Origin of the sequence: Novosphingobium pentaromativorans US6-1 (assembly GCF_000767465.1) — a bacterium.
In the GTDB taxonomy this organism is placed as follows: domain Bacteria; phylum Pseudomonadota; class Alphaproteobacteria; order Sphingomonadales; family Sphingomonadaceae; genus Novosphingobium; species Novosphingobium pentaromativorans.
In genome coordinates this window covers 56,588-69,952 of record NZ_CP009293.1, presented here as the reverse complement: position 1 = coordinate 69,952, position 13,365 = coordinate 56,588, and the positions used below count along the sequence as shown (strand labels likewise).

Annotated in this window: 14 protein-coding genes; 10 read left to right on the top strand and 4 right to left on the bottom strand. The window is 62.2% G+C overall.

Annotated features, from left to right (window positions below; translation table 11 throughout):
- Window positions 1–44: 44 nt before the first annotated feature.
- From JI59_RS22275 to JI59_RS22225, 10 genes are all read left to right on the top strand, one after another.
- Window positions 45–542, top strand: coding sequence for an SRPBCC family protein (locus tag JI59_RS22275; protein ID WP_039858486.1), 498 nt, complete (start codon window positions 45–47; stop codon window positions 540–542).
- A 732-nt stretch (window positions 543–1,274) separates the two neighbouring features.
- Window positions 1,275–3,779: a heavy metal translocating P-type ATPase gene (locus tag JI59_RS22265; protein ID WP_007015409.1), complete on the top strand. Its 2,505-nt coding sequence runs from the start codon at window positions 1,275–1,277 to the stop codon at window positions 3,777–3,779.
- A 55-nt stretch (window positions 3,780–3,834) separates the two neighbouring features.
- Window positions 3,835–4,290, top strand: coding sequence for an MgtC/SapB family protein (locus JI59_RS22260; RefSeq protein WP_007015410.1), 456 nt, complete (start codon window positions 3,835–3,837; stop codon window positions 4,288–4,290).
- A 113-nt stretch (window positions 4,291–4,403) separates the two neighbouring features.
- Window positions 4,404–4,787 (top strand): hypothetical protein, encoded by a 384-nt coding sequence (locus JI59_RS22255; protein ID WP_238532641.1) that lies wholly within the window; start codon window positions 4,404–4,406, stop codon window positions 4,785–4,787.
- Window positions 4,788–4,868: 81 nt separating this feature from the next.
- Window positions 4,869–5,618, top strand: coding sequence for an HAD-IIB family hydrolase (locus tag JI59_RS22250; RefSeq protein WP_007015412.1), 750 nt, complete (start codon window positions 4,869–4,871; stop codon window positions 5,616–5,618).
- A gap of 71 nt (window positions 5,619–5,689) precedes the next feature.
- Window positions 5,690–7,021 carry a TolC family outer membrane protein gene (locus tag JI59_RS22245; protein ID WP_039858499.1) on the top strand — a complete coding sequence of 444 codons (1,332 nt, stop codon included), beginning with the start codon at window positions 5,690–5,692 and terminating at the stop codon, window positions 7,019–7,021.
- 84 nt (window positions 7,022–7,105) lie between these two features.
- A complete protein-coding gene (locus tag JI59_RS22240) occupies window positions 7,106–7,513 on the top strand; it encodes a hypothetical protein (protein WP_235399129.1) in 408 nt (135 codons plus the stop codon).
- 10 nt (window positions 7,514–7,523) lie between these two features.
- Window positions 7,524–8,207, top strand: a complete 684-nt coding sequence (locus JI59_RS22235) for a ZIP family metal transporter (protein ID WP_039858502.1) — start codon at window positions 7,524–7,526, stop codon at window positions 8,205–8,207.
- A 282-nt stretch (window positions 8,208–8,489) separates the two neighbouring features.
- Window positions 8,490–9,059, top strand: a complete 570-nt coding sequence (locus JI59_RS22230; RefSeq protein ID WP_007015416.1) for a cytochrome b — start codon at window positions 8,490–8,492, stop codon at window positions 9,057–9,059.
- Between the two features lie 112 nt (window positions 9,060–9,171).
- A complete protein-coding gene (locus JI59_RS22225; RefSeq protein WP_007015417.1) occupies window positions 9,172–9,705 on the top strand; it encodes a superoxide dismutase family protein in 534 nt (177 codons plus the stop codon).
- 305 nt (window positions 9,706–10,010) lie between these two features.
- Here the strand turns inward: JI59_RS22225 and JI59_RS22220 are convergent, their stop codons facing one another.
- The 4 genes from JI59_RS22220 to istA all read right to left on the bottom strand — a co-directional run bounded on the left by JI59_RS22220 (window position 10,011) and on the right by istA (window position 13,340).
- The gene (locus JI59_RS22220; protein ID WP_007015418.1) at window positions 10,011–10,973 is read right to left on the bottom strand and encodes an arsenic resistance protein; all 963 of its coding nucleotides are present in this window, start codon (window positions 10,971–10,973) and stop codon (window positions 10,011–10,013) included.
- A complete protein-coding gene (locus tag JI59_RS22215; RefSeq protein WP_007015419.1) occupies window positions 10,970–11,167 on the bottom strand; it encodes a hypothetical protein in 198 nt (65 codons plus the stop codon). The genes JI59_RS22220 and JI59_RS22215 overlap by 4 nt, the downstream gene beginning before the upstream one ends.
- Window positions 11,168–11,232: 65 nt before the next feature.
- Entirely contained in the window at window positions 11,233–12,087 is an 855-nt protein-coding gene (gene istB, locus JI59_RS22210) for an IS21-like element helper ATPase IstB (protein WP_007015420.1), read from the bottom strand.
- On the bottom strand, window positions 12,084–13,340 hold the full coding sequence (istA, locus tag JI59_RS22205) for an IS21 family transposase (protein ID WP_039858506.1): 1,257 nt from the start codon (window positions 13,338–13,340) through the stop codon (window positions 12,084–12,086). Before istA ends, istB begins: the two co-directional genes overlap by 4 nt.
- Window positions 13,341–13,365 lie beyond the last annotated feature (25 nt).

Genomic DNA, 13,365 nt, shown 5'->3' with positions numbered 1-13,365 from the left:
GGCCTTCCGTTCGGCGAGGCTGCGAACCGTTGGGACAGACAGCCATGAAGGAAGAAACAGCATTCAACTATAACATGTCCGCCCTCAGGGTGTGGTCGTTGCTCGCCGATCTCCACGGCTTCGCTCGCTGGCATCCAGTCTATCGCATCACTGGCCAAATCGAGCACGGAGCCGAATTGGACATCACGTGGCTGTTTTTTGGGGGGGATCGAAAGATGAAAACACAAATGATCATCAACAAGCTCATCAAACCCCGGACAATAGGATGGGAAATGGGAGTTCGCGGCTTCCTTACCTTCGACGAATACTACGAGATTGATCCGATCGCGAATGGAGTTTGCATCCATCATGCCGTCGAAGTTCGAGGCATTTTTGGCCTGGTGCTGGGTCGACTGATGCGAAAAGGACTTCGGCGAACAATGCGCCATCAGGACGCTGCATTTCTCTCGCTTCTTCGTAGGCAATCGAGATTGCCTCAATCTGCGCGGCATCGGCAGCGGCCTATCAAGATGCCACCACGGCCAGGCAGGGCCAATGACTAGCGCGATCCAAATCAAAGCGGTGGCAAAAAGCCTGCGCCATACAAGCATTACCTACCCGGTTATGCTTGGGTCCACAAAGCACGCCCACGCCGCCGCAAATACTCTTTCCCAGAGCAGCTTTAACGACATGTCGGCAATCGACCCCCGCAAGCCATCGCCCCCCCGCGCGCTTGTGAGAAGGGTCCGCGCCGTGGGCGTCAACCCTGGGCGCCCACGGCGATTGCATCTGAGGGGCTGGCCGTGAAGAGATTCTTAGAACATTCGAAGCAGCAGAATCTGCCGTGTTGGTCGATCGCTATCTTCACCGGGATCATTGCCATCATCGGTGCAGCAGGTTGCTCAGCAGACGCCGACAATGCGGCCAAGAGCGATCATGATCGCAGAGCTATCGCGGGACAAGTCGTCAGACATAGCTATGTCTGCGATGATCGTTCGAGGGTGGATCTAGATTTCCTACTCGATGGGCTGACAATCGACCTCAGGGTTCTGCCAGATGGCAAGCCTGAACGCCTGACAGCGCCTGCGATGGGCCTAACCTATGTTGGCGACCAGGCGAACGTAGCAATTTCGAACAGCGACATCGCGATAATGCGCCCTGACAAGCCTACGCGTGTTTGCCGCCGAGCCCCGCTCGACCCGCCCAAGGATCAAGCGCGTCCTCCCTGACAGCCCACTGATCGATCCCAGGGGTGCAGGGCCATGCCAGCGCCCTGCTACAAGACAGGACCACTCATGACACAAAAGCTTCAGCTCGATATTCCCCTCATATTGCCCGAGATCACTGACGCTTCCGACGCGTGTGTCGAGCGTCTGACCTCGGAACTGGCCGCACGGCCGGGGGTCGAACAAGCGCACATCATGGTACCAGACAATGGTACGCCTGCCCTACTGTGCATTCACTATGATCCTGAAATCGTCTCTTTATCCCGCATACGTGAAAGTGCTCACGCTGCAGGTGCGGCGATCACCGGACGTTTCGGGCATCTTTTCTATGAAGTGGAGGGGATCGCCCACCAGCGGCGTGCCCGCACAGTCGTCGGCCGGCTGCGGGCGCTTCCGGGTATCATAGAAGCGGGCGCGAGCGCATCGGGCCAGCTCCGCGTCGAGTTCGACCGGGAAAAACTAACCGAGCGACAGATCTCAGACGCACTTCTTGAATTGGGAATAACGCCGCGCAACATGCCAACTGCAAGCCGGCCGACTCCGGCCGGCAGCGAAGAGCACGGCGAGGCTGACGGACACAAACATGCCGGGAGGGATCATGCAGATCATGATCATGCTCACGGCGCCTTCCTCGGCCCGAACACCGAGCTGATTTTCGCACTTGCCTGTGGCGGGTTGCTCGCGATCGGTTTTGCCATCGAGAAACTCGTTGCCGGCGCGCCGCTGTGGCTCCCCACCGCGCTCTACGTATCGGCCTATGTCTTTGGTGGCTTTTTCACGCTGCGCGAGGCGATCGAGAATCTGAAGCTGCGCAAATTCGAGATCGATACGCTTATGCTTGTGGCAGCCGCGGGTGCAGCGGCGCTGGGTGCATTTGCGGAAGGTGCCCTGCTCCTCTTTTTGTTCAGCCTTGGACACGCTCTGGAACATTACGCGATGGGTCGCGCAAGACGGGCGATCGAAGCGCTCGCCGAGCTGACGCCTCCGACAGCTATCGTTCGTCGCCTCGACGGAAGCACCGAGGAATTGCCGGTCGAGGAATTGGTATGGGGCGATATCGTCGTAGTGAGGCCTGACACGCGCGTTCCCGCCGACGGCTTCATCGTCAAAGGCACAACGTCGGTCAACCAGGCACCGGTGACGGGCGAAAGCATGCCCGTCGACAAGCGGCCAGTCACAGACGACGATGCAGCACGCGCCAATCCGGATAAGCTGGATCGAGCCTATCGCGTATTCGCCGGGACCATCAACGGCAGCGGACTGATCGATATCGAGGTCACGCGTCTTTCTAGCGAAAGCACGCTCGCGAAGGTCGTCAAAATGGTGAGCGAAGCGGAGACGCAGAAGTCCCCCACGCAGCGGTTCACAGATCGGTTCGAGCGGGTGTTCGTTCCGGTGGTCCTAGCTTTGGCCGTGCTGCTCCTATTCGCCTGGACAGTCGTGGATGAGCCGTTTCGCGATAGCTTCTATCGCGCCATGGCCGTCTTGGTGGCAGCTAGTCCCTGCGCACTGGCTATTGCCACGCCCAGCGCGGTCCTGTCGGGCGTTGCCCGCGCCGCGCGAGGCGGCGTTCTCGTCAAGGGCGGTGCCCCGCTCGAACTGCTTGGCTCGCTCGAGGCTATCGCCTTCGACAAGACCGGCACGCTCACCATGGGCGAGCCGCGCATCGAGCAGATCATCCCGGCGACCGGCGTGGACAAGCAGGAGCTTATGGCGATCGCAGTAGCGGTCGAATCCTTGAGCGATCATCCACTGGCGCAAGCAATAGCACGTGACGGGCGCGATCATGTCGGAAACCGTTCCATCCCGCAGGCGGAAAGCCTGAAGAGCCTGACGGGTCGCGGCGTCTCGGCCCTTGTCGGTGAAGATGAGGTCCTGATTGGCAAGCCGGGAATGTTCGGCGCCGATGGCATCCCGCCACTGTCTCCCGCGATGGTGGAGGCCGTCGAGCAATTGCGAGAGAGTGGACAGACCAGCATGGTCGTGCAGCGCGATGGCCGCGATCTTGGCGCGATCGGCTTGCTCGACACGCCGCGCGAAACGGCCAAGGCCGCGCTCAAGCGGCTGCACGAAATCGGCATCAAGCGGATGATTATGATCTCCGGCGACCATCAACGGGCGGCCAAAGCGATCGCGCGTGAAGTGGGGATCGAAGAGGCATGGGGCGATCTCATGCCGGAGGACAAGGTGGAGGCGATCAAGAAGCTGCGCGCCGAAGCGAAAGTCGCGATGGTCGGCGACGGCGTCAACGACGCGCCGGCGATGGCGAGCGCGACGGTCGGGATCGCGATGGGCGCGGCGGGTTCGGACGTCGCGCTGGAAACGGCCGATGTCGCGCTCATGGCCGACGATCTGTCGCACTTGCCTTTTGCGGTCGGGCTCAGCCGCACCACCCGTTCGGTGATCCTGCAGAATGTGTTCGTCAGCCTGGGTGTGGTCGCCCTCCTGGTGCCGGCAACCATTCTCGGACTTGGTATCGGCCCGGCAGTGGCGGTGCATGAAGGGTCGACGCTGCTCGTGGTGTTCAACGCTCTCCGACTGCTCGCCTATCGCGATGCGGAGGGACGACGGTGAACAGATCCATGGCTGCAGCCTGTGACATATTCCCGATCCGGATGGGGTCTGCCGAATGACGTTTCCACCGTGGTCCGAATCCCTCACGCACATCTTCAGCCTGGCGATCGCCTATGCCCTCGCGTTGCCCGTTGGTTGGGATCGCGAGAAGGACGAACGCAGCGCCGGCATTCGAACCTTTCCGCTGGTCGCGATCGCCAGTTGCGGCTTCGTGCTCGTCGGGATCGCGATCCTCGGCCGCACCTCGCCGGCACAAGCGCGCCTGCTGGAGGGCTTGATTACCGGCGTCGGCTTCATCGGTGGTGGCGCGATCTTGAAGCATAAAGGGAAAGCGTCTGGCACGGCGACTGCCGCCAGCCTGTGGGCGACCGGCGCTCTCGGGGCAGCGGTGGGCTACGGCCTTTACGATATCGCGCTGGTGCTTAGCCTGACAACCTTCCTGACGTTGCGCGGCTCGCGGCCGCTGAAGCGCGCAACCCATGACGACATCGACGCATCGGACAGCCCGTGAAGCACATCTGGTCCTCCGATGCCCGCCTGAAACGGCGCCTGCGGGTTCTGGTCGATCGGGCTTGGGCCGATCGGTGTGTGGCCGATCCCGAGGTTCGCAAGGAGGATAGGCATGTGCGGCTCGACCGCTGGGCGGTATTGCTGGAACGCGATCCCCGCCAGATTATCGGGCTTCTCTCTCCCTCCTGGGCCGGCGAGGACAAACGAGGGCCGCTGTTCTCCAGCCCGAGTGCGATCGACGTCGCATGGGACGATCCGATCCTGCGCGTCATGGGCCTGAAAAGCCGTGCGCGCGATGATGTGAAAGCATTTTTCGGTCTGTCGGACGCCGAACTGGACCGGATTGTCGCGGGGTCTTGGCGCGTCCGGCTGCGGCCAGCCTGGCAGGTCGCCGCGCGCATAAGGAATGTCGGCGATCCGCGGGCGGAGAGGCTGGTCGTGGTGGGCGTCACAGCAATCATCCTGATCTTAGTGGCGGTCATTCAGTGGCTGCGATGAAGGATCTGTGCCGAGAGAAAGTCTGATGTCAGCTATGCACTACCCCCTTCTCGCCGATCGCGCTCCAGCAGGTGATGCGACATGAAGTGGCTGATCGTCTTCGATCTCGACGGCACTCTTACCGAAAGCAAACGCCCCTTGTCTGCCGAGATGGCAGCGTTGCTCATCCGCCTGCTCGCGCTGGCGGATGTCGCGGTGATCTCGGGGGGTGATTGGCCGCAATTCTATAGACAAGTCGCTTCGCGATTGCCGGCCGACTCAGCGCGTGATCGATTATGGCTGATGCCCACCACGGGCACCAAGCTCTATCGCTTCATCAACGGCGAGTGGCGCACAATCTATGCCGAGTTGTTCGATGAAGCGGAAAAGGCGAAGATCCGCGCTGCCTTTGACCACGCGCTGTCAATAGTGAGAGTCGCCGATGAGCGGGCCTGGGGGGCTCGGGTCGAAGATCGGGGAAGCCAGATTACCTTCTCTGGCCTCGGCCAGAACGCACCACTGCTCGCGAAGAAGAGCTGGGACCCGGACCGCGCCAAGCGCATCGCCCTTCAAGAGACGCTGCGCGCGGCGCTGCCGGGCCTGTCGGTCAATCTTGGCGGCACGACGTCGATCGATGTGACCCGCGAAGGTGTCGACAAAGGCTACGGCCTGAAGCGGCTAAGCGAGGAAAGCGGCGTGCCGCTGGCGGGAATGCTGTTCCTCGGCGATGCGATCTATCCGGGCGGCAACGACTATCCCGCCGCGCAGACCGGCGTGGACGTGGTGAAAGTGCGCGATGTCGATGAGACCGCGGCCGTCATGTCAGCGATCATCGCGTGTCTGAAGCGCTGAGCCTCGCTGCCGCCGCTCGCCGCGCCGAGGACGGCGCGATTGCTTACTTTTCAGAAAAATGGAGATACGCTATGAACTCATTCCCAAGATTCGCCTGGATTGCCCTACCACTTATCGCGGCGAGCCCCGCGCATGGCGAAACCCTGCGCGAGGCGTTGATCCATGCCTATCGCACCAATCCCAGCCTGACCGGGGCGCGGGCTGGTTTGCGCGCCACGGATGAAGGTGTGCCGATCGCGAAGGCGGCGGCGCGCCCGGCATTGAGCGCGACCGCCGACTATCAGGAATTTGTCGTGCGTTCTGCCAATAGCTTCTCCGCGCCCTTGCGGGCCACGAGCGCAAATGCCAACGTATCGTTTCCGCTCTATCAGGGCGGCCGCGTCAAGAACGGGATCCGTGCAGCCGATGCGCGCGTGGAATCGGGCCGTGCGAACCTGCGCTTCACCGAAGCCGATCTCTTCACGGCAATCGTCTCTGTCTACATGGACGTTATGCGCGATGACGCGATCGTAGGATTCAACCGTCGCAATGTCGCTGTCCTCGAAACCAACCTTCGGGCTACGCACGATCGCTTCGAGGTCGGGGATCTGACCCGTACCGATGTCGCGCAATCGGAGGCACGTCTTGCCGTGGCCCAAGGCCAGCTCGAAACGGCGCTCGCGCAACTCGATACCAGCCTGGAAAATTATCTCCGTTTCGTCGGCCTGCCCGCACGCGATCTGGAATCACCGCCGGCGCTGCCGGGTCTACCACGATCGTCCGCCGATGCCGTCGCCATTGCCGTCGAAAACAATCCGCAGCTTGTCGCGGCGAAGGCCGATGCCAAGGCTGCGCGCTACGATGTCCGTGTAGCGGCGGCCTCGCGCTTGCCCACGCTCTCGGTTGTGGGAAGCAGCGGCTACAACAATTATCTCGGTACGCTCGCGAGCAACATCCCCGGACGCGTGTTCCAGCAGGCCCAAACGACGGCGACCATCGGGCTTTCAGCGACGATCCCGCTCTATCAAGGCGGCCTGCCGGCCGCCCAGGTGCGGCGCGCAACCGCGCTCGAAAGCCAGGCGATCGAGCAAATCATCTTCATCGAACGGCGCGTCGTTGCCGAAGCGCGCGCGGCCTATTCGCGCTATCTGGCCGCGCAGACGGTGATCCAGTCGTCCAAGACCGCGATTGCGGCCAACACGCTCGCCCTGGAGGGGGTTCGGGCGGAAAACAGCGTCGGCACACGCAATGTTCTCGACGTGCTCAACGCGGAGCAGGAACTGCTCAACAGCCGCGTCCAGCTCGTCACCGCCGAACGCGATGCATATGTTGCCGGATTCACACTGCTGGCCGCGATGGGGCGTGCCGAAGCGCGCGACCTCAACCTTTTTGGAGGCACACTGTTCGAACCGGGCTTCAAATGATCGCGGTCCGGCACCGGGCGTTGTTGCCCATGTCGGATCGGTATGCCCACGCTCGTAAGCACCTACCATCGAAAGGAGATTGCCATGACATGCCCCTCCAAGGAAGCTGACCTCCCGGGCCGGACTGCGCGGGCGCGAAACCTTATTCTGCTGGCATTGCCGTGCGCCGCTTTGCTTGCCGGGTGCTCCGGCACCGACACGGCCGACACATCCAGCAACAACCAGGCGGAGGCTCCACCCGTCGCGATGCCGCCACCGATCGTTGCGAGCCATACCTATCGGTGCGTCGGTGGCGACGTCATTTATGTGGATTTTCTCAAGGACGAATTGTCGATCAATGTAAGGCAGGGGTCTTCCGGTCCGTCAGCGCGGCTGACAGCGCCCGCCCCCGACAGCACCTATGCCGGAAATGGCATGACCCTTACCGTGTCCGGTAAGGACATCGATGTTCGCGAGCCGGGTAAGCCCTCGCGCAAATGCGCTCGCGCCTGAGGGGGTGTTGATGCCAGCGATCGCCTATACGATTATCCCGGTCGCGGCCGTTATGGCCGGGGCGCTCCTGTCGCTGTTGCGAAGGCCCAGCGCGAGCTTTGTCAGCGCCATGCAGCATCTTGCCGCAGGCGTGGTGTTCGCGGCGGCCGCGACTGAAATCCTGCCGCAGATCAAACACGATGCCTCGCCCTTTGCCACGCTCGTCGGCGGCATGATCGGCGTCGGCGTTATGTTGCTTCTAAAGGAGCTCGAAGGACGCGCGAAAGGCCCGGTGGCGATGCTCAGCGCTGTCGGCATTGACATTCTTGTCGATGGCCTGGTCCTCGGGCTGGCATTCATCGCTGGGCAGAAGGCTGGCGTGCTTCTGACCGTTGCTCTGACGCTGGAGGTGTTGTTCCTCGGTGTCACCGTCACGGCCGAACTCAGTGAGACGCTCGCGTCAAAACTGCGCGTGATCGCAACCGTATTCGGGCTCAGCCTGCTCTTGCCACTAGGCACCACAGTCGCCATGCCCGTCGCCATGTTACCGACGCCGGTAATCGTGGGCCTCCTGAGTTTCGGTCTGATGGCACTGCTCTACCTCGTCACCGAAGAGTTGCTTGTCGAAGCACACGAGCGACCCGACAGTCCACTCATTAGCGCGATGTTCTTTGTCGGCTTCCTTGGCTTGCTGCTGATCGATGAGTTGATGTAAAAGTCCCTTCCAAAGAAGATGCCTTTGCAAAGATCATTGAGTGATGGCCGAGCATTGGGTCGCACGTGTCTAGCCCGGATGATCTGGTTTGCTGTTTGCCGGCGAGAGCAGCGATGTGATTGTCTGGGGATCCAAGCTAACCTCACGGCGCGCGCCGGAAGCACGTTGGGCTTGCGGCCCGCACAAGCGCTCACAGTGCTTCTGCGTAACCGGTCAGCATGCGCTGCAAGCAACGGGCTTGGACTCATGCTACCCTCGCCAGAGGCTGCCGGGGACATATCGATGCAAGAAGCCAAATCTCGCTATTCCATTGTTTCGATCATCCTCCATTGGACGATCTTCATCCTCATCTTCGCCAATGCGACGTTCGGGGGTTGGATGGAAGATGCGGCGCCTTCACAAAAGCTCGGCTATTACCAACTCCACAAGTCTGTCGGCATCACGGTGCTGCTGTTGAGCCTGTTCAGGCTGGGTTGGCGGATCTCACATCCCTGGCCGCCCTTCCCCCAAGATATGTGGTTTTGGGAACGGGCGCTGGCGCGCGGCACCCATATTGTCTTCTACGTACTGATGATCGGTGTCCCGTTGCTGGGATGGGCCGCGGCGTCAGCAGGCGCTACGCCCGAAGTCCCGCTCTATGGAGTGCTGCCAGCCCCTAACCTGCCACTACCGCAGGACGAGGATGTTGCAGGAGCGCTCGGTGATTCGCACAAGATCATGGTTAAAGCGATCTACGTCGTCCTCGCCTTACATGTGTTGGGCGCTCTAAAACACCATTTCATAGATCGCGACCTCGTGCTGCATCGCATGTTGCCTCTTGTCGGTCGCAAAAAGGCGAGGAATATCCCATAGCCATCCCTCCGGCGACAAGCGGTCTGGGCCGGGTCCGGAAAGGGCACTGACCGGCGACCCTCCGCAGTCCATTGGACGAGGGTAAATAATTCACGCGGAAGGAGATAGAGCGATGAAATATGGGATAGCGGCTTTGACGATCCTGGGACTCGCAACGGCAACCGCGGCGATTGCGCAAACTTCCGCGCCGAAAGCCGTCAAGAGCGACATCGTTCAGGCCGGCGGCGGCAAGATCGGAGAGGTGACCTTGACCAACGGTCGCAGTGGCGTGCTTCTGCGTCTGACGGCGTCCGGGCTGACGCCTGGCTGGCACGCCATGCATTTCCATGCGACTGGCGATTGCTCCGACCAAGGCTTCCAGAAATCGGGCGCGCATATCAACCACGAGGATCACAAGACACCTCACGGGCTTCTCAATCCGGAAGGGCCGGACTTTGGGGAATTGCCGAATATTCATGTGGCGGCGGACGGCACCGTCAATGCCGAAGCCTTCTCGGCACTTGTCTCGCTGGACGCAGCGTCATCCCGGCCGAACCTTCTCGATGCCGATGGGTCCGCCCTGGTTATTCACGCCAGCCCCGATGACCATGTCACGCAACCGATCGGCGGGGCGGGCGCACGCGTTGCGTGTGCCGTTATCCGGTAAGCGCCAGCATACCCAGCACGGGACGCGTGCGGTCCGCCGATCGACCGCATGGCGGATTTTTAACGAATTCGGCGAGGTGCGCCTTAGCCACGCCGTGTTCGGCGCGACCAATGGATGGAGAGAATAACGCGTTTACGCGCCGCAAAAGCGGCGACCCAGAAAATCAGCAACTTTCCGGCCCGCAACTTGAGTGAAATTTAGAAGGTAGGATAATATGATCATAATCAACCCGCGCTCAGCTTGATATCTTCCGGCGCAGATCAACCAGTAAGTGGAGAAAACGAACGACAATTTCCAATTGAATCCTATTTATTACCCAGAAGCGGCATCAGCCTGATGTAAATGAGCGAAGCAACAAGCTCGACAAGCGTCTGAGTGACAATGACGGCGGGCAGCAGCGGTATCGCGCCGGGCACAGCTAGCGCGAGCGGTAATACCACAAGCGAATTGCGCGTAGCTGCGCTGAAAGCGACCGCGCGGCTCGCTGGCGCGTCCAGCCTGACGAGACGCGCGACGCCCCAGCCAACCAGCGGTGCCATCGCTGCAAAGGCGATGTAAAGCGGCGCGACCGCTAACACGGTTGCCACAGCCGGACCGAGTTGCGGAACGACGGCGGCGATGACGATGAACAGGACGAGCGCCGTCGCGGGCACCGGGAGCAGCCCGAGCGTTTCAGCAACGCGGGTGCCCGCTGCGCTGCGAGCCGCCCACATCTGACAGAGCACGGCGAAGGCCAGCGGTATGGCAATCAGCCACAGGAAGGCGTGAACGAACGGCCTCATCTGCATCAGGTCTGCGGCCTGCGACCCGAGGAACAGGGTGAGCCATAGCGGCAGCAAGAGCATCTGCACGACGAGGAGTACCGGCGTCGCTGCTAACAGCAGCCGGGCGTCGGCGCGGCCGAGATGGGAGAAGGTGACGACATAGTCGATGCACGGGCAGAGCAGCACAATGAGGATCCCGAGCCGGACAAGCGGCTCGGGCGGCGCAAACTGAACGAGGATCATCACCAGGATGGGCATGGCCGCGAAATTGACAGCAAGCAGTGCCCCGAAGAACCGGCCATTGCGGAACGCCTCACGCAACGAGGCGAGCGGCACCTGCAAGAAGGTCACGAAGAGCATGAGTGCCAACGCCGGACTGATTGCTGGCTCCAGACTCTCAGTGCCGCTGAGTACCGCGGCGACGACTGCAGCGAGACAGACCGCCACAAAATACATCGCGACCTGCCGCGTCTCCAACAGGTCCCGCAGTTCCTCTCGCCTCATGCGGCGCTCGCCTGCGCTGCACGCCGGTTCCAAAGGAAACCGAGCGCGAGCAGCACCAGCATAGCGAATTGCGCGAGGATCGTTTCACGCGTCGAATAAATCCCGAGCAGGTCGCTGCGTGGGAAACCGGGCCAAGGCGTGATCGGCAGATAGCCCGCTTCCTGCAGCGCGCCAGTACCCTTGTCAATGGGCACCGAAGTTTCCGCAGATGTGGGCACTTAAAATTCCCTATGTTGGTGGTTTGGGTGTGTTGCGGTGATCAGCCGTATTCGTGATCGGATTTTCCTTTCGTCGGTGGTCGTCCGCGGCGTTTTGGCGGCGGATTGAACGCGGCGCCGTTGCGCACGTTTTCGGGAACGAGCGCGGCGTGCTCGCGCATGCGGTAGCTGGAGCCCTCGATCTGGACCACGACGGCGTGGTGTAGCAGCCTGTCGAGCAGTGCGGTGGCAACGACGGGATCGCCGAAGACGTCGCCCCATTCGGCGAAGCCGCGGTTGGAGGTGAGGATCATGGCGCCCTTTTCGTAGCGGGCGTTGACGAGCTGGAAGAACAGGTTGGCGCCGCCGGGCGTGACCGGCAGGTATCCGATCTCGTCGACGACGAGCAGCGATGCCCGGGCGAGGAAGCGGATCTTCTCCCTGAGCGTGCCTTCACGCTCGGCCTTGGTGAGTTGAGCGATCAGATCGGCGAGCGGGATGAAGTAGACCGCTTTGCCGGCGCGCACCGCCTCGACCGCGAGTGCCGTGGCAATGTGGCTTTTCCCGGTGCCGGGCGGGCCCAGCAGATGGACGACCTCGGCGCGTTCGATGAAGTCGAGGCCGGCGAGAGCCAGGATGCGGTTACGGTCGAGCGATGGCTGGAACGAGAAGTCGTAGCCGGCCAGGGTTTTGACGACCGGCAGCCGGGCCATGCGCAGGGCCGCCTTGATCCGCCGGTTCTCGCGCAGCGACAGCTCTTCGCCCAGCAGCTCGTCGAGCGCCTCGATTCCGTCGATCTGTCCCTGCTCGATACGCCGCAGGGTCGCGTCGAGGATCTCGAGCGCGCGAGGCATCTTGAGGTTGACCAGGCTCCGGCGGATGGAGTCGACGCGCGCCGATGGTGCCATGCCGTTCATGGCCGGCCCTCCATGGCGAGGCTCGCGCCGATGGCCTCGTAGACCGCCAGCGAGCGCAGCGGCACATGGTCGCCGATCCGTCCTACCACCGTCATGGGCCGATCCTGTGGTCGCGACGTGGGTCGTCCCATGCGATGGTGCCGGTCGATGCGATATTGTCGGCGCCCTTCGAGCACGGGATGTTCGGCAACGACGATGCCGCGGTCGATGATGCGGACCAGATCCGGCAGCTGCTCGATCTCGACGACCCGGCGCGTTCGGTCGGGAACGCTGTAATAATTGCCGCCGACGGCCACGAGCCCGTCGTGGCTGACCCGCCGCTCGAGCTTCAGGACCGCATTGAAGCGGTGCTCGGGCAGGCGCTGCAGCTCTTCCTGTTCTTCGGCGAAGGCCTCGGTCACCACGCGCTGGGTCGTGCCGTGCACCCGCGCATTGGCAACGGTGTCGAGCCAGTCGATGAGCTGGGCGTTGAGATCCTCCATGTTGCGGAAGGATCGCCCGAGGAAGAAGTCCTCCCGGATATAGCGGAAGGGCCGTTCGACCTTGCCCTTCGTCTTGGCGCGGTAGGGACGGCAGGCTCTGGGCTGGAAGCGGTAGTGCCTTGCCAGCCCCAGCAGCGAACGATTGTAGATGATGTGCCCCTGGTCGTCCTCCCCGGTCACCGCCGTCTTCATGCGGTCGTAGAGGATCTCGATCGGCACGCCGCCCAGCGCCTCGAAGGCCTGCATGTGACAGCGCAGCAGCGTCTGCAGGTCCTGGTGCAGGACATAGCGGGCGAACAGGAAGCGCGAGTAGCCGAGCACCAGGCTGAACAGCCAGACGATGCGTACCACCCCCGGTTCGTCGGTAAACTCGACGACGAAGCGGGCGAAGTCGACCTGGCCCTGAACGCCGGCCCTGGTCTCGAAGCGAACCTCGTAGGGCTTGGGATCGTGCTCGGGGCGGATCGCCGCCAGATAGCGCTTCACCGCCGTATAGGCGCCGGAATAGCCCATCTCCCTGATCTCGCGGGTCAGTCGCGAGGCCGTCAGATCGGGGAACGCCGTCACCCGTTCGCGCAGGAAATCCATGTAGGGCGCGATCTTGCAAGGCCGACCCAATTTGCGCGGGCCGTACGCCGGCACCTCCACGCCGCGCTCGATGTATTTGCGCACGGTCTTGGGATCGCGCCCCGTTCGGCGCGCAATCGCCGTCACCGACAGCCCCTGCCGGTGCAACTCCAGTATCATCATGGCTTCTCCAAGTCGGATCATCGGCGCTGCCTCCCACAGGAGGTCA

Coding starts and splice junctions, on each gene's coding strand:
- JI59_RS22245 (WP_039858499.1), top strand. CDS start 5,690: ATGAACTCATTCCCAAGATTCGCCTGGATTGCCCTACCACTTATCGCG.
- JI59_RS22220 (WP_007015418.1), bottom strand. CDS start 10,973: ATGAGGCGAGAGGAACTGCGGGACCTGTTGGAGACGCGGCAGGTCGCG.
- JI59_RS22230 (WP_007015416.1), top strand. CDS start 8,490: ATGCAAGAAGCCAAATCTCGCTATTCCATTGTTTCGATCATCCTCCAT.
- JI59_RS22225 (WP_007015417.1), top strand. CDS start 9,172: ATGAAATATGGGATAGCGGCTTTGACGATCCTGGGACTCGCAACGGCA.
- istB (WP_007015420.1), bottom strand. CDS start 12,087: ATGAACGGCATGGCACCATCGGCGCGCGTCGACTCCATCCGCCGGAGC.
- JI59_RS22250 (WP_007015412.1), top strand. CDS start 4,869: ATGAAGTGGCTGATCGTCTTCGATCTCGACGGCACTCTTACCGAAAGC.
- istA (WP_039858506.1), bottom strand. CDS start 13,340: ATGATCCGACTTGGAGAAGCCATGATGATACTGGAGTTGCACCGGCAG.
- JI59_RS22275 (WP_039858486.1), top strand. CDS start 45: ATGAAGGAAGAAACAGCATTCAACTATAACATGTCCGCCCTCAGGGTG.
- JI59_RS22265 (WP_007015409.1), top strand. CDS start 1,275: ATGACACAAAAGCTTCAGCTCGATATTCCCCTCATATTGCCCGAGATC.
- JI59_RS22260 (WP_007015410.1), top strand. CDS start 3,835: ATGACGTTTCCACCGTGGTCCGAATCCCTCACGCACATCTTCAGCCTG.
- JI59_RS22240 (WP_235399129.1), top strand. CDS start 7,106: ATGACATGCCCCTCCAAGGAAGCTGACCTCCCGGGCCGGACTGCGCGG.
- JI59_RS22235 (WP_039858502.1), top strand. CDS start 7,524: ATGCCAGCGATCGCCTATACGATTATCCCGGTCGCGGCCGTTATGGCC.